The organism is Brachybacterium sp. AOP24-D1-21, assembly GCF_052378665.1.
GTDB lineage: Bacteria > Actinomycetota > Actinomycetes > Actinomycetales > Dermabacteraceae > Brachybacterium.
Genome location: NZ_JBQSXX010000002.1, coordinates 26,096 through 52,121, shown reverse-complemented (window position 1 = coordinate 52,121; position 26,026 = coordinate 26,096). Strand labels below are relative to the sequence as shown.

The 26,026-nt window shown below is 69.2% G+C and carries 24 protein-coding genes; 17 read left to right on the top strand and 7 right to left on the bottom strand.

Features of this window, described 5'->3' with window-relative positions:
* Nucleotides 1-182: 182 nt before the first annotated feature.
* The gene (locus tag ACT3UF_RS14960) at nucleotides 183-485 is read left to right on the top strand and encodes a DUF4193 domain-containing protein (RefSeq protein WP_345080488.1); all 303 of its coding nucleotides are present in this window, start codon (nucleotides 183-185) and stop codon (nucleotides 483-485) included.
* Between the two features lie 239 nt (nucleotides 486-724).
* On the opposite strand, the gene ACT3UF_RS14955 is transcribed toward ACT3UF_RS14960, so the two are convergent.
* Complete coding sequence (locus tag ACT3UF_RS14955; RefSeq protein ID WP_441444113.1) at nucleotides 725-1,267, bottom strand: DUF3093 domain-containing protein; 543 nt, start codon at nucleotides 1,265-1,267, stop codon at nucleotides 725-727.
* A gap of 99 nt (nucleotides 1,268-1,366) precedes the next feature.
* Between ACT3UF_RS14955 and dut the strand changes: the two genes are divergently transcribed.
* The 6 genes from dut to ACT3UF_RS14925 all read left to right on the top strand — a co-directional run bounded on the left by dut (nucleotide 1,367) and on the right by ACT3UF_RS14925 (nucleotide 10,594).
* Nucleotides 1,367-1,942, top strand: a complete 576-nt coding sequence (gene dut / locus ACT3UF_RS14950) for a dUTP diphosphatase (RefSeq protein WP_444608420.1) — start codon at nucleotides 1,367-1,369, stop codon at nucleotides 1,940-1,942.
* Between the two features lie 2 nt (nucleotides 1,943-1,944).
* Nucleotides 1,945-2,745 (top strand): DUF3710 domain-containing protein, encoded by an 801-nt coding sequence (locus ACT3UF_RS14945; protein ID WP_441444111.1) that lies wholly within the window; start codon nucleotides 1,945-1,947, stop codon nucleotides 2,743-2,745.
* The gene (locus ACT3UF_RS14940; protein WP_441444110.1) at nucleotides 2,742-3,584 is read left to right on the top strand and encodes a DUF3159 domain-containing protein; all 843 of its coding nucleotides are present in this window, start codon (nucleotides 2,742-2,744) and stop codon (nucleotides 3,582-3,584) included. The genes ACT3UF_RS14945 and ACT3UF_RS14940 overlap by 4 nt, the downstream gene beginning before the upstream one ends.
* 205 nt (nucleotides 3,585-3,789) lie before the next feature.
* The gene (locus ACT3UF_RS14935) at nucleotides 3,790-5,112 is read left to right on the top strand and encodes a class I SAM-dependent RNA methyltransferase (RefSeq protein WP_441444109.1); all 1,323 of its coding nucleotides are present in this window, start codon (nucleotides 3,790-3,792) and stop codon (nucleotides 5,110-5,112) included.
* 299 nt (nucleotides 5,113-5,411) lie between these two features.
* Nucleotides 5,412-8,198: an aconitate hydratase AcnA gene (gene acnA, locus ACT3UF_RS14930; RefSeq protein ID WP_444608419.1), complete on the top strand. Its 2,787-nt coding sequence runs from the start codon at nucleotides 5,412-5,414 to the stop codon at nucleotides 8,196-8,198.
* 512 nt (nucleotides 8,199-8,710) lie between these two features.
* Entirely contained in the window at nucleotides 8,711-10,594 is a 1,884-nt protein-coding gene (locus ACT3UF_RS14925; RefSeq protein ID WP_441444106.1) for a 1-deoxy-D-xylulose-5-phosphate synthase, read from the top strand.
* 45 nt (nucleotides 10,595-10,639) lie between these two features.
* Here the strand turns inward: ACT3UF_RS14925 and map are convergent, their stop codons facing one another.
* From map to ACT3UF_RS14900, 5 genes are all read right to left on the bottom strand, one after another.
* On the bottom strand, nucleotides 10,640-11,461 hold the full coding sequence (map, locus tag ACT3UF_RS14920) for a type I methionyl aminopeptidase (RefSeq protein WP_441444118.1): 822 nt from the start codon (nucleotides 11,459-11,461) through the stop codon (nucleotides 10,640-10,642).
* Nucleotides 11,461-12,489, bottom strand: coding sequence for a COX15/CtaA family protein (locus tag ACT3UF_RS14915; RefSeq protein ID WP_441444105.1), 1,029 nt, complete (start codon nucleotides 12,487-12,489; stop codon nucleotides 11,461-11,463). Before ACT3UF_RS14915 ends, map begins: the two co-directional genes overlap by 1 nt.
* 110 nt (nucleotides 12,490-12,599) lie before the next feature.
* The gene (locus tag ACT3UF_RS14910; protein ID WP_442331788.1) at nucleotides 12,600-13,406 is read right to left on the bottom strand and encodes an ABC transporter permease; all 807 of its coding nucleotides are present in this window, start codon (nucleotides 13,404-13,406) and stop codon (nucleotides 12,600-12,602) included.
* Nucleotides 13,403-14,407 (bottom strand): ABC transporter ATP-binding protein, encoded by a 1,005-nt coding sequence (locus ACT3UF_RS14905; protein WP_441444103.1) that lies wholly within the window; start codon nucleotides 14,405-14,407, stop codon nucleotides 13,403-13,405. Before ACT3UF_RS14905 ends, ACT3UF_RS14910 begins: the two co-directional genes overlap by 4 nt.
* 82 nt (nucleotides 14,408-14,489) lie before the next feature.
* Nucleotides 14,490-15,647, bottom strand: coding sequence for a glutathione S-transferase family protein (locus ACT3UF_RS14900; protein WP_442331789.1), 1,158 nt, complete (start codon nucleotides 15,645-15,647; stop codon nucleotides 14,490-14,492).
* Between the two features lie 228 nt (nucleotides 15,648-15,875).
* Here ACT3UF_RS14900 and ACT3UF_RS14895 point away from each other — a divergent pair, with 228 nt between their 5' ends.
* The 6 genes from ACT3UF_RS14895 to ACT3UF_RS14870 all read left to right on the top strand — a co-directional run bounded on the left by ACT3UF_RS14895 (nucleotide 15,876) and on the right by ACT3UF_RS14870 (nucleotide 20,974).
* Entirely contained in the window at nucleotides 15,876-16,625 is a 750-nt protein-coding gene (locus ACT3UF_RS14895) for a helix-turn-helix transcriptional regulator (protein ID WP_441444101.1), read from the top strand.
* Nucleotides 16,622-18,049 (top strand): Fe-S cluster assembly protein SufB, encoded by a 1,428-nt coding sequence (gene sufB, locus ACT3UF_RS14890; RefSeq protein WP_441444100.1) that lies wholly within the window; start codon nucleotides 16,622-16,624, stop codon nucleotides 18,047-18,049. The genes ACT3UF_RS14895 and sufB overlap by 4 nt, the downstream gene beginning before the upstream one ends.
* Nucleotides 18,049-19,371 (top strand): Fe-S cluster assembly protein SufD, encoded by a 1,323-nt coding sequence (gene sufD, locus ACT3UF_RS14885; RefSeq protein WP_442331790.1) that lies wholly within the window; start codon nucleotides 18,049-18,051, stop codon nucleotides 19,369-19,371. The genes sufB and sufD overlap by 1 nt, the downstream gene beginning before the upstream one ends.
* Nucleotides 19,371-19,709 (top strand): non-heme iron oxygenase ferredoxin subunit, encoded by a 339-nt coding sequence (locus tag ACT3UF_RS14880; protein ID WP_441444098.1) that lies wholly within the window; start codon nucleotides 19,371-19,373, stop codon nucleotides 19,707-19,709. The genes sufD and ACT3UF_RS14880 overlap by 1 nt, the downstream gene beginning before the upstream one ends.
* Before the next feature lie 76 nt (nucleotides 19,710-19,785).
* Nucleotides 19,786-20,541 carry a Fe-S cluster assembly ATPase SufC gene (gene sufC, locus ACT3UF_RS14875; protein WP_441444097.1) on the top strand — a complete coding sequence of 252 codons (756 nt, stop codon included), beginning with the start codon at nucleotides 19,786-19,788 and terminating at the stop codon, nucleotides 20,539-20,541.
* Between the two features lie 100 nt (nucleotides 20,542-20,641).
* Nucleotides 20,642-20,974, top strand: a complete 333-nt coding sequence (locus ACT3UF_RS14870; RefSeq protein ID WP_441444096.1) for a metal-sulfur cluster assembly factor — start codon at nucleotides 20,642-20,644, stop codon at nucleotides 20,972-20,974.
* Nucleotides 20,975-21,118: 144 nt separating this feature from the next.
* Here the strand turns inward: ACT3UF_RS14870 and ald are convergent, their stop codons facing one another.
* Nucleotides 21,119-22,234, bottom strand: a complete 1,116-nt coding sequence (ald, locus tag ACT3UF_RS14865) for an alanine dehydrogenase (protein WP_442331791.1) — start codon at nucleotides 22,232-22,234, stop codon at nucleotides 21,119-21,121.
* A gap of 243 nt (nucleotides 22,235-22,477) precedes the next feature.
* On the opposite strand from ald, the gene ACT3UF_RS14860 reads away from it, so the two are divergent.
* The 4 genes from ACT3UF_RS14860 (at nucleotide 22,478) to nusB (ending at nucleotide 26,003) form a co-directional block, all read left to right on the top strand.
* Nucleotides 22,478-24,082: an ABC-F family ATP-binding cassette domain-containing protein gene (locus ACT3UF_RS14860; RefSeq protein ID WP_441444094.1), complete on the top strand. Its 1,605-nt coding sequence runs from the start codon at nucleotides 22,478-22,480 to the stop codon at nucleotides 24,080-24,082.
* Nucleotides 24,083-24,208: 126 nt separating this feature from the next.
* Nucleotides 24,209-24,826 (top strand): winged helix-turn-helix domain-containing protein, encoded by a 618-nt coding sequence (locus ACT3UF_RS14855; protein ID WP_441444093.1) that lies wholly within the window; start codon nucleotides 24,209-24,211, stop codon nucleotides 24,824-24,826.
* A 74-nt stretch (nucleotides 24,827-24,900) separates the two neighbouring features.
* Entirely contained in the window at nucleotides 24,901-25,461 is a 561-nt protein-coding gene (efp, locus tag ACT3UF_RS14850) for an elongation factor P (protein WP_441444092.1), read from the top strand.
* The gene (gene nusB, locus ACT3UF_RS14845; protein ID WP_441444091.1) at nucleotides 25,458-26,003 is read left to right on the top strand and encodes a transcription antitermination factor NusB; all 546 of its coding nucleotides are present in this window, start codon (nucleotides 25,458-25,460) and stop codon (nucleotides 26,001-26,003) included. The genes efp and nusB overlap by 4 nt, the downstream gene beginning before the upstream one ends.
* Nucleotides 26,004-26,026 lie beyond the last annotated feature (23 nt).

Below are 26,026 nucleotides of genomic sequence, written 5' to 3'. Positions count from 1 at the left end.
GGCGTGTTGCGGGCTGCGGTGGACGCCGTGTTGTGAGTCGCAGGCCGCTCTGCAATAATGCCGCCGCATTCAGCGTTGAGACCCGGGCCGACCAGAAGTGGCCCGCGAGGACTCACCGGCGCGGAACTGCCCCAGCCACCCAGGTCGGATGAACCCCGATGACAACCAGGAACGGACCGTAGATGGCCACTGATTACGACGCCCCGCGCAAGAACGACGACGAATCGAATGACGACTCCATCGAGGAGCTGAAGGGTCGCCGGAACGAAGCGGCGACCCCCACCGTCGATGAGGACGAGGCGGATGCCGCCGACTCCTATGAGCTCCCCGGTGCCGATCTCTCGGGCGAGGAGCTCTCCGTGCGGGTGCTGCCCCGCCAGGCGGACGAGTTCACCTGTGCGAGCTGCTTCCTCGTGAAGCACCGCAGCCAGATCGACCACGTCGAGGGCACTCTCATCATCTGCAAGGAGTGCGCCGCGGCGTGATCCTGCTCGTCCCATGACGACGACGGCGCCACCTCCCGACCGGGAGGTGGCGCCGTCGTCGTTCTACGGGCTGGCGCATCGTGGGTCCTGGGTCCTGGGTCCTGGGTCCTGGGTCCTGGGTCCTGGGTCCTGGGTCCTGGGTCCTGGGTCCTGGGTCCTGCGGCACGGGCCTCAGGGTCAGCGGCCCCACCGCTCGAGCCGAGTGTTGCCCGGGCCCAGCGCTGCCCGGGTCCGAGCGCTCAGCGGTCCTCGCGCGCCTTCAGCTGCTTCGCGGTCCTCAGCGCGAGGGCCAGGTCCTCGGGACGGCGGGTCGAGGCGACCCAGGCGGTGATCGGATCCTCAGGGTCGAGCACCTCGACCCGGAGCCCGGAGCGGGTCCACCCACGGATGCAGTGATGAGCCAGCGGCTCGAAGCCCTGTCCGATCGTGCGAGCCCAGTCCTCTCCCTGGAGCGGCGTGGGATCGCCGAGCAGCTCGACCCCGATCTGCGCGCGGCCCAGGCGGAAGCGGCCGTTCGCCACCTCGAGCACGGGGGAGTACTGGTGGACCAGCACCAGCAGGGCGAGGATGCACACGGAGGAGAACACGATCGCGACCGTGAGGTTCAGCGGGACCAGGATCAGGCCGAGCGCGGCTCCGATGGCGACCGCGACCACCCAGACCGTGGGGCCGGGGAAGAGGTGCTCACGGAAGAGGACGGTGCTCTCGTCGGAGGCGGCGGGGCGAGCGGCCGCCGGGACGGGGGAGGTGTGATCAGCGGGGCGATCAGCTGCTGCGGACATGCCGCCATGGTCTCACGCAGCACCTGGACGTCCACGGCCCGCCGTGCGAGGCTCCGAGCTCGCTGGGAGCAGGGTGTCGCCACGGCATACCCTGTGCCCATGTCTGTCGATCACGCTGATTCCTCGTCACACGATGCGACGGCCGCACCTGCGGCCGGAGACCCCGTCCTGCGCATCCGCCGCAGCGGCGCGACGGCGTTGCCGCATCGCGCCCATGCCGACGACGCTGGGCTGGACCTCGCCAGTGCGGAGGACCTCGTGATCCCCGCCGGTGGCCGGGCCCTGGTGGACACGGGCCTCGCGCTCGCGCTGCCGCCCGGCACCGTGGGCATGGTCTGCCCCCGCTCCGGCCTCGCAGCGCGCCACGGGATCACCGTCCTGAACGGCCCCGGTATCGTGGATGCTGGCTACCGCGGTCCCGTCAAGGTCTCGCTGCACAACACCGATCCGACGGAGCCGTTCGCCCTCCATGTCGGAGACCGCATCGCCCAGCTGGTGGTGGTGCCCTTCATCACCCCGGTGCTGCAGGAGGTCGCGGACCTCGAGGAGACCGACCGGGCGCAGGGCGGCTTCGGCTCCAGCGGCGGTTTCGGAGCCGCCGCGACAGCTGAGCCGATGACGGCGGCTGCGACCGCCACGGCGGCCGTGACCGCCGACGAGACCACGGAGGGATGATCATGGGACTGTTCTCTCGCAAGAAGCAGCAGAAGGTCGAGGAGATCGACGGCCTGGATGCGCACGACTCCCAGGATTCGGGGATCTCGCAGAAGGCGACCGACCGGCCCGATGCCGAGGACGCCGAGAACGATGAGGGCACCGAGCGGGCAGAGGGCCGCGACGGCGACAGCGACTCCGCCGCCCCTCGCGGAGAGCACCTCGAAGACGGCCCCTATGACGAGTCCGAGGCACCCGCGGAAGAGCGGATCGACCTCGGAGCACTACGCGTCCCGGCCATCGACGGCATGGAGCTGAGGATGGAGGTCGATCAGCGCAGCGGCTCGGTCACCGGGGCGAATCTGGTGATCGCCGGCTCGTCCCTGCAGGTCCAGGCCTTCGCCGCGCCCAAGACCCGCGGTCTGTGGGAGGACGTGCGCTCCTCGCTGCGCGACTCCGTGGTCAAGCAGGGAGGGACCGCGGAGACCCGGCCCGGAGCCTTCGGCACCGAGCTGATCACCCGGCTGCCCGTGAAGCGGACCGATGGGCGTACGGGATACCGGCCGGCGCGATTCATCGGCATCGACGGACCGCGCTGGTTCGTCCGGGCGATCCTCACAGGCAAGGCGCTGGGCGACAAGGAGCAGTCACGCCGTTTCGAGACCCTCATCTCCCGCCTGGTGGTGGTGCGCGGGTCCGAGGCGATGGCTCCGCAGGAGCTGATCCCGCTGCATCTGCCCGGGGAGCGGCCGGGCCTGAGCCAGGTCGGTGCCGCACCGCTGGACCCGCTGGCACGGGGCCCAGAGATCACGGAGGTCGGGTGAGTCCCGCGGTGCCCGGCTCCGGCTCTGGCCCCGAGACCCACGGCCCCGAGCACGAAGCACCCGAGACCCAGGGGCCGGAGCCGCGAGGCGCCGAGCGCCCGGCTCCGGCGGCCCGAGGCCCTGAGCGCCAGGGTCCCGCAGCCGGAGGCCCCGGCATCGGTCCAGAGGCGGGCACGGGCCCAGCCGCCGAGGAGCACGAGCCGACGTCCCGCAGCGGGCTGGGTGCCGTGCTGCGGGATGAGGAGTTCTCCGTCTCCGACGCCATCGGCGGCCCCCGCGGCATCGTCGAGTCGGTGCTGCCCACGCTGCTCTTCGTGGTGCTGTTCGTGGTCACGCGCTCGGTCATGGTCGCGGCCGTGGCTGCGGTCATCGTGGTGCTGGGACTGCTGATCGCTCGCATCGTGCAGCGACAGAGCCCGTCCACGGTGCTCGGCGGCCTGCTCGGGGTGGCACTCGGCGCCGTGCTCGCGATCCGCTCCGGCGAAGGCTCTGACTTCTACTGGCCCGGTATCGTCACCAACGCCGTCGCTCTGGTGGTGCTGCTGACCACTCTGGCGCTGCGGCGACCGCTGGTGGGAATCTTCGTCGGCCTGCTCGATCCTCGGGTGAAGGACTGGACCGAGGACCCTGACGCACGCCGTGTCTACACCAGGGCCACGTTGCTCTTCGTCGGGCTCTACGCCGCGAAGCTGGCCGTGCAGCTCCCGCTGCTGCTGACGGATCAGGTCGCCGCCCTCGGCGCCGCCAAGATCGCCATGGGCCTGCCCGCCTTCGCCGTGATCGCGTATCTGGTGTGGCTCATGCATCGCGGACTGCTGGCGCGTCGCGAGCGACGTTGAGCACCTGCTCGGGCCGTGTGCGCAGGAGCGTCATCGGGTCGGGCACGCAGGAACGCCATCGGGCCGGGCGCCAGGACCGTCCACTGGATGAGACAATGGGCGGACGGTTCCCCGCACCCGACCGCAGGTCTGCGCGGGACCTCCCCATAGATCGAGCAGCCACGGTCCGCGTCGTTCCCCGCGCGGACGGGAAGAGAGTGGTCCGATGACCTCCGATGCCGAAACCGCGCCGAGCAGCTCCGCCCTCGGCGGGCGCCTCCTGACCCTCACTGTCGGCCCGCCCGCAGCCGGCGGCACCTTCGTGGCACGCCATGAGGGACGGGTCGTGTTCGTCCGCGGCACGACCCCGGGCGAGACCGTGACCGCCCGACTGCTCGAAGACCCCGAGGAGCGCGCGAACGCACGTTTCTGGCGCGCCGAGGCGCTCGACGTGCTCGAGGCAGGCCCGGACCGTGCACCGTCGGTCTGGGAGGAGGCCGGCATCGACGGCGTGGGAGGTGCCGAGTGGGCGCACATCGCACTGCCCGCCCAGCGCCGGATCGCCACCGAGGTGATGCAGGAGCTGCTCCGCCGCGCCGGGGTGACGAGCTTCCCGATCGAGCAGGTGCAGGTCGAGCCGGCGCCGCACGACGCCGAAGGGCTGGCCTGGCGCACACGCGTGCGCTATGCGGTCGATGCCGATGGCCGGGTGGGCATGCGCGGCTGGCGTTCTCATGAGGTTCGTCCGGTGGGCGCGGATCCCCTCTCGGCCCAGGCCATTCGTGACCTGCAGCTGGGGGAGTGGACCGCCCCCGAGGGGACCGAGGCGATCGATGCGGTCGCTCCGTCGGCCGGTCCTGCCTCCGTGGTGCTGATCGGGCGGGAGCTCGACCCGAGCGCAGTGGTCATCCCGGAGACCTGGGGGGATGCTGACGTCTCTGTCCGCACCGGGCGCGGCCTGGTCCCGCTGCGCGGGGACGGACTGGTCCATGAACGCCTCGGGGAGCGCATGTTCGCCGTCAGCGCGACGGGCTTCTGGCAGTCGCACCGACGCGCCGCGGAGCTCCTGAGCGAGGTCGTCGAATCGACGCTGCGCGCACCGCACGGCGGCAGCGCCTGGGATCTGTACGGCGGAGTGGGGGTCTTCTCCGCAGTCGCAGCGCGGCAGGTGGGGGCCGACGGCTCGGTCGTCTCCGTCGAGGGGAACCGGCGCGCCTCGCAGATCGCCGCCGAGAACCTCGAGGATCTTCCCCAGGTCTCGACCGCGACCGCGGACGTGACGGACTGGGTCCGTGCCCGCCGTGGCGGCGTCGACACGGTGGTGCTGGACCCGCCGCGCAGCGGTGCAGGCACCGAGCTGATGGACCTCCTGGCAGCCGCCGTCCGCCAGCGGATCGTCTACGTCTCCTGCGAGCCCTCCACGCTCGCCCGGGACCTCGCAGCGATCGAGAAGAAGGGGTGGCAGATCGCGGACCTGCGTGCCTTCGACCTGTTCCCGCATACCCACCACATCGAGTCGGTCGCGGTGCTGGAGCGAGTCTCGGCCTGAAGGGACGGGGCGGCGTCGCTCGGCCGCGCCAGGGCCGTCGCACCAGGGCCGTCGCACCAGGGCGCCCGCCGAGACGGCGAGCTTCGACACACCTGCAGATCAGCTGACGAGGTGTCAGGTCGAGGGTGCCTGACATGGTACTATTTATCTTGACTTCAAGATATATGCCGGATCGAGCCGGCGTCCCCTCGGTCGACCTGCATGAGCAGCGGTTCATCGCGAGGTGAGCGTTCGTCCGCCTGTCGCGGATTGCGCGCCTACGATGGAGGGGTCAACCCCACACCAAAGGAGTTCGCCTGATGAGCACTGTCGACTCATTCGCCGCGAAACAGGATCTCAGCGTCGGCGGCACCGACTACGAGATCTTCGCGCTCGACGCCGTGGAGGGCGCCGACAAGCTTCCCTACAGCCTCAAGATCCTGCTCGAGAACCTGTTGCGCACCGAGGACGGGGCGAACATCACCGCCGACCACGTGCGCGCCCTGGCGGGCTGGGAGCCCTCTGCCGATCCGTCGGTCGAGATCCAGTTCACCCCGGCCCGCGTGATCATGCAGGACTTCACCGGCGTGCCCTGCGTCGTCGATCTCGCCACCATGCGCGAGGCCATGCAGGATCTCGGCGGCGATCCCGAGAAGATCAACCCGCTCGCCCCGGCCGAGATGGTCATCGACCACTCGGTGATGATCGACGTGGCCGGTCGCCTGGACGCGCTCGAGAAGAACATGGAGCTCGAGTACGAGCGCAACCGTGAGCGCTATCAGTTCCTGCGCTGGGGCCAGACGGCCTTCGACGACTTCAAGGTCGTCCCCCCGGGCACCGGCATCGTCCACCAGGTCAATATCGAGTACCTGGCCCGCACGGTCATGACCCGTGAGGTGGGCGGCGCCCTGCGCGCCTACCCGGACTCCTGCGTCGGCACCGACTCCCACACCACCATGGTCAACGGCCTGGGCGTGCTCGGCTGGGGCGTCGGCGGCATCGAGGCCGAGGCCGCGATGCTCGGCCAGCCGGTCTCCATGCTGATCCCGCGCGTGGTGGGCTTCAAGCTCACCGGCGAGATCCCGCCGGCCGCGACCGCCACCGACGTGGTGCTCACGATCACCGAGATGCTCCGCGAGCACGGCGTGGTGGGCAAGTTCGTCGAGTTCTACGGCGAGGGCGTCACCCAGGTGCCGCTCGCCAACCGCGCGACCATCGGCAACATGAGCCCCGAGTTCGGCTCCACCTGTGCGATCTTCCCGATCGACGAGGTGACCGTCGACTACATGCGTCTCACCGGCCGCACCGAGGAGCAGCTCGCGCTGGTCGAGGCCTACGCCAAGCGCCAGGGCCTGTGGCACGACGCCTCCAAGGAGGTCGCGTACTCCGAGTACCTCGAGCTGGACCTGTCCACCGTGGTGCCCTCGATCGCCGGCCCGAAGCGTCCGCAGGACCGCATCGTGCTGACCGAGGCCAAGGAGTCCTTCCGCGAGGTGCTCCCGTCCTACGCGCGTGACCACGAGGCCTCCGAGAACGGCGCGGACACCGCTGGCACCTTCCCCGCCTCGGATCCCGCCAGCCAGGGTTCGGACAACGACTCCGGCGGCTCGGCTCCCGAGCACCAGCACGTCACCGGCCGGGCATCGAATCCGGTGCAGGTCAGCGGTCGGGACTTCTCGATCGATCACGGCATCGTCTCGATCGCCTCGATCACGTCCTGCACCAACACCTCGAACCCCTCGGTGATGATGGCGGCGGGCCTGCTCGCGCAGAACGCGGTGGATCGCGGACTGGTCGCGAAGCCCTGGGTGAAGACCTCCATGGCCCCCGGGTCCCAGGTCGTCACGAACTACTACACCAAGGCTGGGCTCTGGCCCGCCCTGGAGTCGCTCGGCTTCCACCTGGTCGGCTACGGCTGCACCACCTGCATCGGCAACTCCGGCCCGCTGGACTCGGAGATCTCCGACGCGATCGCGGAGAAGGATCTCGCGGTCACCGCGGTGCTCTCGGGCAACCGCAACTTCGAGGGCCGCATCAACCCCGACGTCAAGATGAACTACCTGGCCTCCCCGCCGCTGGTCATCGCCTACGCGCTCGCGGGCACGATGGACTTCGACTTCGAGAACGACCCACTGGGGCAGGACAAGGACGGCGCGGACGTCTTCCTGCGCGACATCTGGCCGAACCCCACCGAGGTCGAGAAGGTCATCGCGGAGTCCATCTCCCAGGAGATGTTCACCGAGGACTACAAGGACGTCTTCACCGGCGACGAGCGCTGGCGCAACCTCGACACTCCCGAGGGTGCGACCTTCGAGTGGGATGACGAGTCGACCTACGTGCGCAAGCCCCCGTACTTCGAGGGAATGTCGGCGACGCCGGAGCCCGTATCCGACGTCTCCGGTGCGCGGGTGCTGGTCAAGGTCGGCGACTCGACCACCACTGACCACATCTCGCCCGCCGGTGCGATCAAGCTGGACTCCCCGGCTGGTCACTACCTCCAGGAGCACGGAGTTGCCCGCAAGGACTTCAACTCCTACGGCTCGCGCCGAGGAAACCACGAGGTGATGATCCGCGGCACCTTCGCGAACATCCGCATCAAGAACCAGCTGCTCGACGGCGTCGAGGGCGGGTACACCAAGAACCTGCTGACCGGTGAGCAGGAGTTCATCTACGACGCGGCCCAGGCCTACGCCGAGCAGGACATCCCGCTGGTGGTCCTCGCCGGCAAGGAGTACGGCACCGGTTCCTCCCGTGACTGGGCGGCCAAGGGCACCAAGCTCCTCGGCGTCGAGGTCGTCATCGCGGAGAGCTTCGAGCGGATCCACCGCTCGAACCTCATCGGCATGGGCGTGCTTCCCCTGCAGTACCCCGTGGGGGAGAACGCCGAGTCCCTCGGGATCGACGGCACGGAGACGTTCTCGTTCACCGGCGTGACCGCTCTGAACGACGGCTCCATCCCGAAGACGGTCAAGGTCGTCGCTGTGAAGGAAGACGGCTCCTCGGTGGAGTTCGACGCGCCCGTGCGCATCGACACCCCCGGTGAGGCGGAGTACTTCCGCAACGGCGGCATCCTGCAGTACGTGCTCCGCTCGCTGGTCGCAGCCTGACTGACGTGCTGCGAGGAACGAGCGGCAGGAAGCCAGGCAGACGGTAGAGCCTGACTGACGTGCTGCGAGGAACGAGCGGCAGGAAGCCAGGCAGACGGTAGAGCCTGACTGACGTGCTGCGAGGAACGAGCGGCAGGAAGCCAGGCAGGCAGTAGAGCCTGACTGACGTGTTGCGCGCAGCCGCCGCCTGATCGGCGCCATACGACGCCCCGGCCCTGAAGGGTCGGGGCGTCGTCGCGTCATGGCGCGTCCTGAGTCGGGAGTCCGGACCCCTGAAGCCTGAAGCCTGGGTCCTGGGTCCTGAGTCCTGAGTCCTGAGCGCCGATATGCGGCGCGGGCGAGTGCCCGAGTGCACCATTGCTCGGCCCCTCTGCACCGCGATGCACACCGAGGGCGGGACCCGTGAATCACCGGTGAAGATGTGCACAGATGTGATCACCTCGAGCGTCACCACAGGTCACGAGGACATAGGCTGGCCGAGTTCCGGCCCCGTCCCTGAGGGAGGACCACGCGTGTCCACCATTGAGCACCGTTCCGCCACCCCGCACCGCGGGCGAGCTGCAGTGACCCCGTCGGCACCGGCTGCGGATGCTTCCACCCCACCGTCAGAGGTTCCAATTCCGGGCGGCCCCGAGGCGCTGCGGGCGCTCGACGCCGCACAGCTGCCGGGGCTGGCACGCACTCTGCGTCGGCGTCTGCTGGAGATCTGCTCGCGCAGCGGAGGCCACCTGGGACCGAACCTCGGCGTGGTCGAGCTGACGATCGCCCTGCACCGCGAGTTCCGTTCCCCGGACGAGCCGATCGTCTTCGACACCGGTCATCAGGCCTATGTGCACAAGATGCTCACCGGGCGCGCCGATCTGCCGGGGCTGCGCACCGCGGGCGGCATCGCGGGCTACCCGGACCGCGCGGAGTCGGTCCACGATCTGGTGGAGAACTCCCACGCCTCGGGATCCATCGCCTGGGCCCACGGACTGGATCGCGCCCACCGGCTCGCCGGGGCCGACGGGGCCGCGGTCGCAGTCATCGGGGACGGCGCTCTCACCGGAGGGGTGGGCCTGGAGGCCCTCAACCTGCTCGCCTCCGATCAGGGCTCGCGCACTGTCGTGGTGCTCAACGACAACACCCGCTCCTATGCCCCCACCGTGGGCGGGATCGCCGAGCATCTCGCCGAGCTCCGCGCCGGCCGGATCGGTGCCGGAGAGGATCTCTTCACCTCGCTCGGGCTGACCTATCTCGGACCGGTCGACGGCCATGACCTCACCGCCCTCGCCGACGCCCTGACCGCAGCTCGACGTGCCGCGGAGGATCCCACGAGCTCCGGGGTGCTCGTCCACGTCCTGACCCGGAAGGGTGCCGGCTTCGCTCGCGCGGAATCGGACACCGTGGACCATTGGCATGCCACCAGTCCCTTCACCATCCAGGAGCAGGCCGCACCGGGAGCGCCGACGGAGACCTGGACCTCCCGGTTCGGCGCCGCGATGCTCGATGCCGCCCGCGCCGATGAGCGCGTGGTCGCGATCAGCGCCGCGATGATCGACCCCGTGGGCCTCACCCCGATGCAGCAGGAGCTGCCGGGGCGCGTGCTCGATGTCGGGATCGCCGAGCAGCTCGCGCTCGACACGGCCGCCGGACTCTCCGCCGGCGGCCGCAAACCCGTGGTCTCCCTCTACGCGACCTTCCTGAACCGGGCGATCGACCAGCTGCTGCTCGATGTCGCCCTGCACGGCGAAGACGTCACGATCACCTTGGACCGGGCCGGTGTCACCGGCGATGACGGGCCCAGCCATCACGGGATCTGGGACCTCGCCCTGGCGACGAAGGTGCCCGGTCTCTCGCTGTGGGCGCCCCGGGACGGAGTTCGTCTCGATGCCGCGGTCCCCGCCGCTCTCGGGACCCTCGGCCCGTCCCTGGTGCGCTTCCCCAAGGGAGCCTGCCCGCCGGAGCTGCCGGCTCTCGCGCAGCTGCCTGCCGGGGAGGTGCTCGCCGGTGACGCGCACGCACCCGTCGACATCCTGCTGGTCTCCATCGGTGCTCTGGCTGGCCGCGCCGTCGAGGCCGCCGCAGAGCTCGCTGCGGCGCATCCAGAGCTGAACCTCGTGGTCCTCGACCCGGTGCAGTCACTGCCGCTGGGGGAGGAGCTGCTGGACCTCGCCGCGACCGCGCGCGCGGTCGTCACGCTCGAGGACGGCCTGGCCGAGCACGGGATCGGTGCGGCCCTCGGTACGCGGCTCGCCCGGCGTGCCACGCTCTCCGCGCCCGGACCGGTCCTGCGCAGCCTTGGCGTCGACCTGGAGTTCATCCCGCATGGGAAACGCGATGCGATCCTCGCGGCTCAGGGCCTGGATGCCGCGGGCATCGCAGCGAGCATCCGCTCTCTCCTGCAGGGGAGCTGAGCCGCGGGGCTGCACCTTCACCCACGCGTGGGCCGGCGCTCCGTCTCAGCCCAGTGAGCTGCGCGGGGAGGGGTCGTCGGGCCGGGCGGTGAGGATGATCGGTGCGCCGGTGGTGACCTGCAGGGTGTGCTCGGCATGGGCCCCGCGGGAGCCGTCGGCCGAGAGCTGCGTCCAGCCATCTCGCTCGTCGACCTTGAGCTCCGAGGTGGTGGGCACCAGGAACGGCTCGACCGTGATCAGCTGTCCTGCCACCAGCGTGGGGCCACCGCCGGGGGTGCCGTGATTGGGCACGAAGGGTGCCTCATGCATGGTGCGCCCCACCCCATGACCGCCGAAGCGCTCATTGATGGTGTATCCGAGCGCGTGGGCCTCGTTCATCACCGCATGGCCGATGTCGCCCACGCTGTTCCCGGCGGTGACCTGGTCGATGCCGGCCCACATCACCCGCTCGGTGTCGCGGATCAGCTGGAGGTCCTCTTCGCGCGGTGTGCCCACGATGATCGAGAGGCAGGAGTCCGCGACCCAGCCCTCGACCTCGACGGCGAAGTCCAGGGAGAGCAGATCACCATCTTCCAGGAGCCGGTCGTAGGGACGGCCGTGCAACACCCCGTCGTTGACGGAGGTGCAGATCGCGTGCCCGAACGGGGAGGCCCCGAAGACCGGGTGGTACTCGATGTAGCAGCTGGTCGCGCCGGCCTCGCGGATCATGCGATGGGCTTCGGCATCCACTTCCAGGAGGTTCCAGCCGACGTCCACGACGTCGCGCAGGTGCGAGAGCACCGAGGCGACGAACTCTCCGGCCGGCCGGGCCTGGGCCAGGGTCGGCAGCTCCTGCGTGGAGCTGCGGCGGCGCTTGCCGAGGATCATCATGCCTCCGTGCTGAGGGGTGAGTCGCCGGCTGCAGCTGCAGCCGGGTGCGGTTCCTGCCAGGTGACCAGGCGGGCTCCCACCCATGCGATCCCGGCGCCGAACAGCGCCGCACCGATCAGGTGGAGGAACACGATCAGCTCCGGAAGGCCGAGGAAGTACTGGACATAGCCGATGATGCCCTGGACCACGGTCAGGACCACCAGCCACCAGGCCGCGACGATCGCCTCACGCCGCGCCGCGGATCGGTGGAGCACGACCAGCAGGACTGCGAGCAGGGCGCAGAACGCATAGACCGACAGGGCGTGGATCCGGGAGGCGATCATGGGGTTCAGCGCAATCCGGGTGACGTCTCCGGCGTCCCCGGAATGAGGTCCGGTGCCGGTGACGATCGTGCCCAGGACCAGCACTACGAAGCCCACCACCGCGAGGGGTACGAAGACTTGGAGAGCACGCACCGGGACTGCCCGCCGGATCGCACCGTCGCCGTCATAGAGGCGCACCAGCAGCACCATCGAGACCGCGGCCAGCACTGGGGAGAGCAGGAAGTGGGGGCTGACGATGCCCGGGTGCAGATCCGCGAACACCACGACCATGCCGACGATCGCCTGCACAGCGGTGCCGATCAGGGGGACGCAGGCCAGGCGGCGGAAGCCGGTGCCCTTGTGCCCGAGCCAGCGCCAGCTCACCAGCAGCAGTGCGACCGCGAACACGGTCAGCACCCCGGTCAGCGAACGGTTGCCGAATTCCACGAAGGGGTGGATGCCCGCCTCCATGGTGAGCACCGGTGTGAACTGCCCTGGCTCGCAGTTCGGCCAGGTGGAGCATCCCAGCCCGCTGCCGGTCAGCCGTACGGCGGCGCCCGAGAGGATGATCCCGATCTGCGAGAGCAGGTTCCCCCAGAACACCACCGCGGCCACCCGGGCACGGCGCTGCGGGCCCCAGGAGGGCAGGCGGGGATCGGGCAGGGTGGTCAGGCGCCGGTAGCGCTCAGGGGCGCGCGGCGCGGCTGCGACGGGACTGGACATGCTCCGAGTCTAGATTCTGCCGCGGTGAGAACGCTGGGCGCAGCGGACGGATGCGACCGACGACGCATCCTGGGCGTCCCGCAGCCGCTCTGCTGTTGCTCTGCAGCCGCTCAGCTGTCCGTCCAGCGGAACCAGCGCATGACGGCGAGCACCCCGCCGGCGGCCCAGACCAGCAGCACCACGACGGAGCCGACGGAGAACGGTCCGGAGGCCAGACATGCGCGCATCAGCTCACCGAGTGCACCGGAGGGCAGCAGATCGACCAGGCCTCCCAGGATCCGCGGATAGGCGGCGGTGGGGAAGGCGACGCCGCCGGCCGCGATCATCAGCACGAACACCAGGTTCGAGACGGCCAGCACCGCCTCGGTGCGCAGCGTGCCAGCGATCAGCATGCCCAGCGAACCGAAGGCGACGGTGCCCACGAGCCACACCGGGATCAGCCCGAGCAGCCCCGACAGCTCGGGCCGCCAACCGATGATCAGCGCGATCAGCCCGAGGACGATCACCTGGAGGACATGGGTGGTCAGTGTCGCGAGGATCTTGCCGGCCAGGTACCCGCCGCGTCCCAGCGGTGTGGTCGCCACCCAGCGCAGCACGCCGTTGCGGCGGTCGAAGCCGGTGAGGATGGCCTGCGAGGTGAAGGAGGTGGAGATCAGCGCCGTGGCGAAGGTCGCGGCGACGGCGGTGTCGACCGCGGCGACGCCCTCGAGCCTGCCCAGCGGCAGCAGCCATAGCCCGATCAGCACCATCGCCGGCAGCGCGACGGCAACGGTGAGCTGCTCCCCGTTGGAGAGCAGAACCCTGGCCTCGAGCCCGGCGTGGGAGAGGATCCGACGCAGCGCGGGCGCAGGACGGGGGCTCCGCTCCGGCCGCACTGGTGCAGGGGAGGCGGGCGCAGGAGAGGTGGGGTTGGTCATCGGTGTTCCTCTCGGGAGGTGGAGAGGCGTGCCGCGGGTTCAGGCATCTCGGGATCGGGCTGTCCGGCGCTGAGGTCCTCGACCCGGTGGCTCTCGACGCTGTGGTCCTCGGCGTCGTGCTGCTGAGCCGCGTGCTCCTCGGCCGCGTGCTCTTCATCCATCAGATCCAGCAGCACGGATTCCAGATCAGCCGCGCCGCCCGAGGTCACTTCCAGCCGCACGCCATGGCGTGCGGCGGCTGTGCGCAGATCGGCTTCGAGCGCGGGTGCCACCTGAGGGTCGACGCCCGAGGCGGTGGCCTGCACGACCATGGCACCGTCGGCCGAGCGGTGGTCGTTGATCACGTCCTGGACGGAGCCGGAGGCGAGGACCTGGCCGCGGGAGATCACCCGGACCGCGTCGGCGAGGCCCACCACGTCATCCATCAGGTGGGTGGTGAGCACGACGGCGGTGCCGGTGCGGGCGAGCCCACGGATCAGCTCGCGCACCCGGCGGCGGATCGACGGGTCCATCCCTGCGGTGGGTTCGTCCAGGAAGACCAGGTCCGGGCGGCCGATGATGGCGAGCGCGAGGGCCAGGCGCTGACGCTGGCCGCCGGAGAGACGCCGCACCAGGGTGCGCGCGAAGGTGTCGATGCCCAGATGCTCGGCCACCTCCTCGACGTCCAACGGTGCGGCGTGGAGGGCCGCGCCGTAGCGCAGCAGCTGCATCGCCCCGGCACCCGAGGCGAGCCCGCCGTCCTGGATCATCACCCCCACCCGGGCGCGATGCTCCGGGCTGGAGCGCCAGGGGTCGACACCCAGCACCCGCACGCTGCCGCTGTCAGGGCGCAGCAGGCCCGTGGCGCAGGAGATGGCGGTGGTCTTACCGGCACCGTTGCTTCCCAGCAGCGCGGTCACGGCACCGCGCTCTGCGGTCAGGGTGAGCCCGTCCAGCGCGCGGACGGAGCCGTAGCTGAGGGAGAGGTCGGTGGCGACAAGGGCAGGGGAGTGGTCGTCCATGGCGCTCACCATCGTAGGCCGCGGCCCGCAGAACCAGCACCCGACGTGAGCGACCGGTCATGCGCGCCGGGCAGAGAGGTTCTCAGCGGCCGGTCACCTGCAGAGGGGTGTGCGCGGGATCGACCACCTCGGCGGCCAGCGGTGCCGCCGGGGCAGTGCCTCCGGGGCCCCAGGTGTCGGTCTCGAAGCGGTCGCGATCGTGGGGGTCCAGCAGCGGTTCGAGGGCCGGGCCCAGCGGCACCACCTGGGTGGGGTTCAGGTCCTCGTGCACGAAGTAGTAGTGGCGCTTGATCTGCTCGAAGTCGACGGTGTCCCCGAAGCCGGGGGTCGTGAACAGGTCCTTGGTGTAGTTCCACAGGTTCGGCATGCTCGAGAGCGCCTGCCGGTTCGCCTTGAAGTGGCCGTGGTACACGGGATCGAAGCGGATCAGGGTCGGGAACAGGCGCACATCCGCTTCCGTGATCGAGGGACCCAACAGGTAGCGGCTGCGGCCCAGGCGCTCCTCGAGCTCGTCGAGCGCCTCCCACAGTGCGCGGTACTCCTTCTCGTACGCCTCCTGGGAGCCCGCGAAGCCGACTTTGTACACGCCGTTGTTGACGTGGTGGAGCATCCACTTGTTCAGCGCGTCGATCTCCTCGCGCTGCGCCTCGGGGTAGAGGTCCGGCGCACCCGCGCGGTGGTGATCGCTCCACTCCGTGGCGAAGTCGAGGGTGATCTGCTGGAAGTCATTGGTGACGACCGCCTTGGTGGGGACGTCCACCACGGCGGGGACGGTGATGCCGCGGGGGTAGTCCGGGAATCGCGCGAAATACGCCTGCTGGAGTCGCTCGTAGCCGAGCACCGGGTCGACTCCGCCCTCGTCGAGATCGAAGGTCCAGGAGCGCTTGTCGTGGGTCGGGCCGGGCATGCCCACGGAGAGCACGTCCTCCAGGCCGAGCAGGCGACGGGAGATCAGGGTGCGGTTCGCCCAGGGGCAGGCGCGCGCCGCGACCAGGCGGTACCGGTCCTTCTCCGCGGGCCAGCCGTCGCGGCCATCACGCGTGATCCGGTCATCGATGTAGTTCATGTCGCGGTCGAAGGATCCGCCGACGGTGACATAGGCGCCCCGCGTCGAATGCTCCTCGGAGGCAGTCGGTGCGGCAGTGGGCGGGGGAGTGGACGAAGCAGCGGGCGCGGCAGTGGACGAAGCAGCGGATGAGGCGGTGGCTGGGCCGGCGGGGTGCGTGCTCTCAGCAGGCATGGGATGGTCCCTTCAGATCGGGGAGGCGTCCCTCGAAGGGTAGTTGAAAACGGCACTAATTGGAAGCGCGGCCTGTCGGCGACGCCTTTCGTGGCAGTTGCGGGCGGCTGCGGAAGGCGTGTCTGCCCAGGTAAGGGGATCCTTCGTGCTGTGGCGCACAGGGGTCCGTACGTATTTGGCAACACTTATGTTGTAAAATCGAAAGGCGATGGACGGGAGGAGGCAGCAATGACCGCATCAGGCACAGCACCAGGCATCGAGACGGCCGTCACGCAGACCACGCGCGACCGCCTCGTGGATGCGATCTCGACCCACGGCCCGATCACCGCACGTCGGCTGGCCGAGCAGTTCGGCCTCACCAGTGCTGCGGTGCGCCGCCATCTGGCGGCGCTCGAGGCGGAGGGGGTCATCGCCGAGCACGACCTCCCCATCGCCCCGCGCGGCCGCGGGCGGCCCAGCAAGTCGTTCGTGCTCTCGCCCTCGGCCCACGAGGATCTGCCCGGTGGGTATGACGAACTCGCCGTGATGGCGATGGACGAGCTCGCCCGACTGGGCGGAAGCGAGGCGGTGACCGCCCTGGCGGAACGCCGCATCGCCGACTGGGAGAGCGTGCTGGCCGAGCGCGTCGCACAGCGTGAGGAGGCGGGGGAGGACATCACCGTCACCCGCAAGCTCGAGCTGCTCTCCGAACTGCTCACGGAGCGAGGGTACGCCACTTCGGTGCGCCCACTCCATGTGCCGCTGCCCGGCAGGGGCCCCCAGGCGGGAGCCGCTCCGCGTACCCTCGTCACGGCCCAGCTGTGCCACGGGCACTGCCCGGTCCTCGACGTCGCCGCAGATCACCCCGAGCTGTGCGAAGCTGAATCCCGCGTCATCTCCCGAATCATCGGAGCGCCTGTCCAGCGTCTTGCCACGCTGGCGCAGGGGGCTCACGTCTGCACGACTCATATTCCGCTCACCGAGGGAAGGACACCATGACGAGCGCACCAGAAAAGCTCACACAGGACGAGATCATCGACTCCATGGGCCAGTACGCCTATGGATGGCATGACGAGGACTCCGCCGGTGCCAGCGCGCGCCGCGGTCTGTCCGAGGACGTCGTGCGCGACATCTCGGCCCGCAAGGACGAACCGGAGTGGATGCTCGAGCGCCGCCTGAAGGCACTCAAGCTGTTCTATAAGAAGCCGCTGCCCACCTGGGGTCCCGACCTCTCGGGCATCGCCTTCGACCACATCAAGTACTTCGTCCGCTCCACCGAGAAGCAGGTCACCTCCTGGGAGGATCTGCCTGCGGACATCAAGGAGACCTACGACCGCCTCGGCATCCCCGAGGCCGAGAAGCAGCGTCTGGTCTCCGGCGTCGCCGCGCAGTACGAGTCCGAGGTCGTCTACCACCAGATCCGCGAGGATCTGGAGGAGCAGGGCGTCATCTTCCTGGACACCGACACCGCGCTCAAGGAGCACCCGGAGCTCTTCAAGGAGTACTTCGGCACCGTCATCCCCTCTGGTGACAACAAGTTCTCCGCACTGAACACCGCGGTGTGGTCCGGCGGCTCCTTCGTGTACGTCCCCAAGGGCGTCCATGTGGAGATCCCGCTGCAGGCCTACTTCCGGATCAACACCGAGAACATGGGCCAGTTCGAGCGCACGCTGATCATCGCCGACGAGGGCTCTTACGTGCACTACGTCGAGGGCTGCACCGCGCCGATCTACAAGTCGGACTCGCTGCACAGCGCCGTCGTGGAGATCATCGTGAAGAAGGACGCACGCGTCCGCTACACGACGATCCAGAACTGGTCGAACAACGTGTACAACCTGGTCACCAAGCGCACGATCGTCGAACAGGGCGGCGTGATGGAGTGGGTCGACGGCAACATCGGCTCCAAGGTCACCATGAAGTACCCGGCCGTCTGGCTGATGGGCGAGCACGCCCGCGGCGAGACCCTCTCGGTCGCCTTCGCGGGCGAGGGCCAGAACCAGGACACCGGTTCGAAGATGGTGCACATGGCGCCTCACACCTCGAGCTCGATCGTCTCGAAGTCGGTCTCCCGCGGTGGTGGACGCAGTTCTTACCGAGGTCTCGTGCAGGTCATGCCGGGCGCGGAGCACTCCGCCTCGACCGTGCTGTGCGATGCGCTGCTGGTGGACACCATCTCCCGCACCGACACCTACCCCTACGTCGACGTCCGTGTCGACGATGTCCAGATGGGCCACGAGGCCACCGTCTCCAAGGTCTCCGAGGAGCAGCTCTTCTACCTGATGAGTCGCGGCATGGACGAGACCGAGGCGATGGCCATGATCGTGCGTGGGTTCATCGAGCCCATCGCCCGCGAGCTCCCGATGGAGTACGCACTGGAGCTGAACCGCCTGATCGAGCTGCAGATGGAAGGAGCAGTCGGTTGATGACGACCACTGATGTGAAGGGTGCCGAGAACGCTGGGGATCCGGCCGCGAACGAGGCCGTGGGCCACGCCGCAGGAGCCGCCCCCGTCGTCGCCCAGTCCGCCCTCGACGATGTCGAGACCACCGCGGCGCCGGAGCTGGAGGAGGAGAATCTGACCCTGCCGGGACAGGACGTCTCCGCCGCCCATGCCGCGTCGAACCGAGGCGCGCGAAAGCGTTCCTTCGAGGTCTCCGACCACGAGGTCCCCAAGAGCGACATCGAGGAGTGGCGCTTCACCCCGCTGCGCCGTTTCGCGCCCCTGTTCCAGGACGTCGCGACCGACGACCGCGAGGGCGATCCTGCGGTCGATTACCAGGTCACGGTGCCCGAAGGGGCTCCCGAGATCTCCACTCTGGCGCCCGGCGAGGCTCCCCGCGGCACCGTCCTGGTGCCCGAGGACCTGGCCTCCGCGGTCGCGTCGGCACGCACCGAGCAGGCACTGCACCTGGTCGCCGCGAAGAACGCCACCTATGACACGCCGTTCCGCGTGGACATGACCGGCCGGGGCGCCGAGCGTCGCGCCAACGCGCACATCGTGCTCGAGGCGAAGGAGTCGAGCTCGGCGACCTTCGTGCTCAACCACGCCGGTTCCGCGCAGTATGCGCAGAACGTCGAGATGATCGTCGGCGACAACGCGCAGATGACCGTCATCACCCTGCACGACTGGGATGACGACGCGGTGCACATCGCGACCCATCACGCCCGCGTGGGTCGTGACGCGAAGCTCAAGCATGTCGCCGTCACCCTGGGTGGCAGCGCGGTGCGCTTCAACGCGATCGGCGAGTATGCGGCAACCGGTGGCGAGATCGAGAAGCTCGGCCTGTACTTCTCCGATGAGGGGCAGTTCTTCGAGAACCGCCTGTTCATCGACCACAGCGCCCCGCGCTGCACCTCCAACGTGGCCTACAAGGGCGCGCTGCAGGGCAAGAACGCCCGCTCGGTGTGGGTCGGTGATGTGCTGATCCGCAAGGAGGCCGAGGGCACCAACACCTACGAGCTCAACCGCAATCTGCTGCTCACCGAGGGGGCACGCGCCGACTCGGTGCCGAACCTCGAGATCGAGACCGGTGAGATCGAAGGCGCGGGCCACGCCGCTGCGACGGGTCGTTTCGACGACGAGCAGCTGTTCTACCTGCGTTCTCGCGGAATCGACGAGATCGAGGCGCGTCGGCTCGTGGTGCGCGGCTTCTTCGCCGAGATCATCCAGCAGATCGACGTCCCCGAGATCCGTGAGCGGCTCTCGGCCTCGATCGAGGGCGAACTCGCACGGAGCATGAACTGATGTCGGACGCCTTCGTCCCCGTCGCCGCCCTGGCAGACCTCGCCCCCGGCGAGGCGATCGATGTCGTCGTCGACGGCATCGAGATCGCCCTGGTGCGCGCCGAGGACGGGGGCGTCCACGCCCTCGAGGACATCTGCTCGCACGACGAGATCGCGCTGAGCGATGGCGACGTCGAGGGCTGCACCATCGAATGCTGGAAGCACGGCAGCCAGTTCGACCTGGTCACAGGTCGTCCCCTGCAGCTTCCTGCGGTCCTTCCCGTGCGGGTCTTTCCCGTGCGGATCGACGAGAGCAGCGGCGAGATCCTGGTGGATCCGACCGTCGCCCCCGGCACCTGATCACTCCGGGCGCCTCTCCACGGCGCCCTTCCGACTTCACGAACCCACCAGCATCCCTGGTCAAGGAGAACCACCTATGTCGATCCTCGAGATCAAGAACCTCCACGCCACCGTCGATACTCCTGAGGGCACCAAGGAGATCCTCAAGGGCGTCGACCTCACCATCAAGGCCGGCGAGACCCACGCCATCATGGGCCCCAACGGCTCCGGCAAGTCGACCCTCGCGTATGCCGTCGCCGGTCACCCCAAGTACCAGATCACCGAGGGCGAGGTCCTCCTCGACGGTGAGAACGTGCTCGAGATGAGCGTCGACGAGCGCGCCCGTGCGGGTCTCTTCCTCGCGATGCAGTACCCGGTCGAGGTCCCCGGCGTCACCGTCTCGAACTTCCTGCGCACGGCCAAGACCGCGATCGATGGCGAGGCCCCCGCGCTGCGCACCTGGGTCAAGGACATGAAGGGCGCGATGGCGGATCTGAAGATGGATCCCGTCTTCGCCGAGCGCAACGTCAACGAAGGGTTCTCCGGCGGCGAGAAGAAGCGCCACGAGATCCTCCAGATGCAGCTGCTCAAGCCCAGCATCGCGATCCTCGACGAGACCGACTCCGGTCTCGACGTCGACGCGCTGCGTGTGGTCTCCGAGGGCGTCAACCGCGTCAAGGAGAACTCCGAGGTGGGCATCATGCTGATCACCCACTACACCCGCATCCTGCAGTACGTGAAGCCGGACTTCGTCCACGTCTTCGTGAACGGCCGGATCGCCGAGCAGGGCGGCCCGGAGCTGGCCGAGCGCCTCGAGGCCGAGGGCTACGACCGCTTCCTCGTCGGCGCCTGACGCCATTCGTCGGTCCGGCTCGGGAGGAAGTCCCGGGCCGGACCGGCCCCACCCCTTTCGGGAGCAGCACCTGCGCTCCCTATCCCCTCGGGAGGATGCGATGACCGAACAGAAGACCCCTGACGCGACGGTGAGCTCCGCCGACGTCATCGAGGCGATGAAGGACGTGATCGATCCCGAGCTCGGGATCAACGTCGTCGATCTCGGCCTCGTCTACGGCGTCACCGTCGAGGACGGCAATGCCGTCGTGGACATGACCCTGACCTCCGCCGCCTGCCCGCTGACGGACGTGCTCGAGGAGCAGACCTTCGCGGCGCTGGACCCCATCACCGAGACGCACCGCATCAACTGGGTGTGGATGCCGCCGTGGGGCATGGAGAAGATCACCGAGGACGGCCGCGAGCAGCTGCGCGCGATCGGCTTCAACCTCTGAGCTGAGGCTCAGCACGCCAGCGCCGTCCCGCGCCGCCGTGTACTCGGCTGTGCGCTCGGCCGGCAGCAGAAATGTCCCCGGAGGACCGATGCGATGATTCGCATCCGTCGTCCGGGGACATTTCTCGTTGAACCCCGGCCAGTCTCAGGCGATGATCTGCTCCGCTGAGGTGACCTCGAGACCGTGGGCCTCGCCGGTGCCCGCATGGGCGAGCATGCCCTCGTGGGTGTGCAGGCCCTTGGCGAGCGCATCGTCGGAGCGCATCGCGTCGCGCCAGCCGGCCCCGGCGATCTTCAGGATGTACGGCAGCGTGGCATTGTTCAGCGCCGCGGTGGCGGTCACCGGCACCGAGCCCGGCATGTTCGCCACGCAGTAGTAGACGGTGTCGTGGACGCGGAAGGTGGGATCGTCGTGCGTGGTGGGACGGGAGTGCTCGAAGCACCCGCCCTGGTCGATCGCGACATCCACGAGCACCGAGCCCGGCTTCATCGTGGAGACCATCTCATCGGTCACCAGCTTGGGCGCACGCTTGCCCGGGATCAGCACCGAGCCGACCACGACGTCCGCCCGCCTGATCTCCTCGGTCAGGTCCAGGGCCGTCGAATAGCGGGTGCGGATGTCGCCATGGTGCATGGTCGCGATCTGCCCGAGGCGGGAGACGTTCAGATCCATCACGGTGACATTCGCATGTAGGCCGTTGGCCATCATCGCGGCCTGCTCACCGACCACACCGCCGCCGATGACCAGCACGTTCGCCTCGCTCGTCCCGGGGACTCCGCCCATCAGCACCCCGGCGCCGCCGAGCGGCGCCATCAGGTGGTAGGCGCCGACCTGCGTGGCGAGACGACCCGCGATCGCGCTCATCGGCGCGAGCAGCGGCAGTGAGCGGTCGGGGAGCTGCACCGTCTCGTACGCGATCGCCGTGGCCCCCGAGGACAGGAGCGCCTCGGTGAGCTTCTGATCCGCGGCGAGGTGGAGGTAGGTGAAGAGGATCTGCCCCTTCCTCAGGTAGTCGTGCTCCTCGGGGAGCGGCTCCTTCACCTTGATGATCATCTCGGCCTGCGCCCAGACCTCCGCGGCCGAGTCGAGGATCGTGGCTCCGGCGGCACGATAGTCCTCGTCGGTCACTCGCGAACCGATGCCGGCGCCCGTCTCGACCACGACTTCGTGGCCACGGGCCACGAGCTCATGGACGCCGGCAGCGCCCAGACCCACACGATTCTCATTGTTCTTGATCTCACGGGGTACCCCGATCCGCATGGCGCGCCTCTCTGCTGCGTTCTTCGGTCTCGATCGTGACCGCTCGGGCCAGCATCTCACCAACTCGGCACCTGGGGGAGCTGAGCTGTGGAACGCGGCACCGTCGGCGCAATTCTCGTGCTCTGGGAGAGGCGGCGGCCCTAGAGTGGTCCAGGCTCCGCGCGGGCCCGTCCGTCGCTCCGCGCAGGAGTGTCCGTCCGCTGCGCACCGAGCCGCCGCACCCTCGAACAGGAGCATCATCCAGTGATCACCGTGCACGACCTCGCCATCCGCGTCGGCGCCCGGCTGCTCATGAGCGACGTCTCCTTCCAGATCACCGCTGGCGACAGGGTGGGGCTGGTGGGCCGCAACGGCGCCGGCAAGACGACTCTGACCAAGGTGCTCTCGGGAACGCTGGACCCGTCCGAGGGCAGTGTCGAGGTCACCGGCGAGCTCGGCTACCTGCCTCAGGACACCCACAGCGGGGAGGACACCGAACCGGTGCTGTCCCGCATCCTCTCCGCCCGCGGGCTCGACGGGATCTTCAAGAAGCTCCGCCGCGCCGAGGAGGAGATGGGGGACATGAGCCTCACCGAGGCTCGCCGCGAGAAGGCCATGAACCGCTACCCGCGGATCGAGGCCGAGCTCGATGCGGCGGGCGGCTACGCGGCCGAGGCCGAGGCCAAGCGGATGTCCGCGAACCTGGGGCTGCCCAACCGGCTGCTCGAGCAGGAGCTGGGCACCCTCTCGGGTGGCCAGCGGCGCCGCGTAGAGCTCGCCCGGATCCTGTTCTCCCAGGCCACCACCATGATCCTGGACGAGCCGACCAACCACCTCGATCACGACTCGATCGTCTGGCTGCGGGAGTACCTGATGGGCTACCGCGGCGGGCTGATCATCATCAGCCACGACGTGGAGCTGGTCGAGCACGTCGTGAACAAGGTCTTCTACCTCGATGCCAATCGCGCCTCGATCGACATGTACAACATGGGCTGGAAGCTGTACCAGCGCCAGCGCGAGGATGACGAGAAGCGTCGCAAGCGCGAGTGGACGAACGCCGAGAAGAAGGCCACCCAGCTCACCGCCCAGGCCGAGAAGATGCGTGCGAAGGCCACCAAGGCGGTCGCCGCGCAGAACATGCTCAAGCGCGCCGAGCGGATGCTCGACGGGCTCGAGGGGGAGCGCCAGCAGGACCGCGTCGCCTCGCTGCGCTTCCCCAAGCCCGCCCCCTGCGGCAAGACACCGCTGATGGCGGAGGACCTCTCGAAGTCCTACGGCAGCCTCGAGATCTTCACCAGCGTGGATCTCGCGATCGATCGCGGCTCGAAGGTCGTCATCATCGGGCTCAACGGCGCCGGCAAGACCACTCTGCTGCGGATCCTCGCCGGAGTCGATGAGCCGGACACCGGCGGGCTGCTCCCCGGCCATGGCCTGCGGATCGGCTACTACGCACAGGAGCACGAGACCCTCGATCTGGACCGCACGGTGCTCCAGAACATGATGACTGCCGCCTATGAGCTGCCCGAGGTCGAGGCCCGCAAGATCCTCGGCTCCTTCCTCTTCACCGGGGAGGATGTCCACAAGCCGACCCGGGTGCTCTCCGGCGGCGAGAAGACCCGTCTCGCGCTCGCGACCCTCGTGGTCTCCAGCGCGAACGTGCTGCTGCTGGACGAGCCGACGAACAACCTCGACCCCGCCAGCCGTGAGGAGATCCTCGGAGCGCTCGCGGCCTTCGAGGGCGCCGTGGTGCTGGTCTCGCACGATCCCGGCGCCGTAGCGGCACTGAACCCCGAGCGGGTGCTGATGATGCCCGACGCGGTCGAGGACCTGTGGAACGCGGAGTACCAGGAGCTCATCGAGCTGGCCTGAGCAGGGCACGGCACGGAAAGCGACACGAGGGACGGCACCCGCATGCCGTGAGTCAGCGATAAATCGCTGTATCGTCACGAGCACCTGATATCCATCGTTCCTGACGTCAGTCCTCGAGGAGTCGCCGTGTTCGTCCTGTCCCTCTCCGGCCGTCGCGGCCACGGCCGCGACGAGGGTGATCCGATCCCCGCCCTGCTCGCCGCCCTGGACGGGCTCGACGTGTCGCTGCCGCCCGAGCGCACCATGGGCCCCGACGCCCTGGTCCTCGCCGGGCGGGCCGAGGTCGCGCTCGAGGTGCTCCTGCGCGCGGCGGAGATCGGCCCGCTCGCGGCAGGCCTGGGCATCGGCGCCGTGACCCGCCCGCTGCCCGGCTCCGTGCGCGAGATCTCCGGACCCGCAGTCGTGGCCGCGACTGCGGCGCTGCAGGCGGCAGTCACGACCTCGCAGGTCCCCGTGGCTGTGCGCGCGGCTGATGACCGTCACCGCGACACCGCCGCGGACGCCGAGGCCGTGCTGCGCCTGGTGGTCTGGATGATCCGCACCCGCAATCGCCGCCAGCGGGAGACCGTCGGCGAGCTGCGCGAGGATCCCGGCGCCACCCAGGCGCAGCTGGCCCAGCGCCTCGGGGTCACCCAGCAGACGGTCTCGCGGGCCGTGAAGACCAGCGGTTGGCGCGAGGAGAGCGCCGCGCATCCGCTGGCCGTGAGGCTGCTGAGCATGATCGACCTCACGTCGGCTCGCTGAGTGCCCTTCCGACCCCGGCGCAGCCGTGCCTGCGCGCTATCCTGGGCACGCCCAGACGACTACCGAGGAGACTCATGGCGACGACGAACGATCTGAAGAACGGGATGGTCCTGGTGCTGGACCAGCAGCTGTGGAGCGTGGTCGAGTTCCAGCACGTCAAGCCCGGCAAGGGCCCGGCCTTCGTGCGCACCAAGCTGAAGAACGTCATGTCCGGCAAGGGCGTGGACAAGACCTTCAACGCAGGCCTCAAGGTCGAGACCGCCACGGTCGATCGCCGCGACATGCAGTTCTCCTACCTCGACGGCGACATGTTCGTGTTCATGGACACCAGCAGCTGGGAGCAGACCAGCCTCACCGCGGAGACCGTCGGCGAGGCCAAGGACTTCCTGATCGAGGAGCAGGACGTGGTGATCGCCTTCCACGAGGGTGCGGCGCTGTTCGTCGAGCTGCCGGCCTCCGTGGTCCTCGAGATCAAGTTCACCGAGCCCGGCCTGCAGGGCGACCGCTCCAGCGGTGGCACCAAGCCCGCCACGCTCGTGACCGGACGCGAGATCCAGGTCCCGCTGTTCCTCAACGAGGGCGACAAGGTCAAGGTCGACACCCGCAGCGGCGACTACCTCGAGCGCGTCAAGTGACCTCAGACTCCCCACAGGAGGACTCCGGGGTCCCGGCGATGCGCCGGGTCCCCGGGCTGCCCCACCCCACCCGGGAAGGCGCGGAGGTCACCTTCGAGCGCACGATCCCCGCTCCGTCCGACCGGCTCCACAGCCGTTCGCGTGACCGGATCCGGGCGATCGACGTGCTCTTCGAGGCCGATGCCAAGCAGCGCGAGGTGCTCGGTGTGCTGGAGGAGCGGCTGCGCCGTACGGCGGCGCAGACCCCGCTGCCGCAGCGCTCCCGTGAGCTCGTCGAGCTCTATGCCCCGAATGCGGTGGACATCGACGAGGACCTCGCCACCCACTCCCGGGACTGGCCCCTGCACCGGATGCCCGCGGTGGACCGCGCGATCCTGCGCCTGGGCAGTGCGGAGCTGCTCTACGGCGAGGACGAGTCCGGCCGGGGAGCGATCATCGGCGAGTACACGAAGATCGCCGAGGTGCTCTCCACCGACGACTCACCGCGATTCGTCAACGGGCTCCTCCAGCGGCTGGTCGAAGTGCGCGGCCTGCTCTCCTGAGCTGACGGCGGCGCGACCCGCCC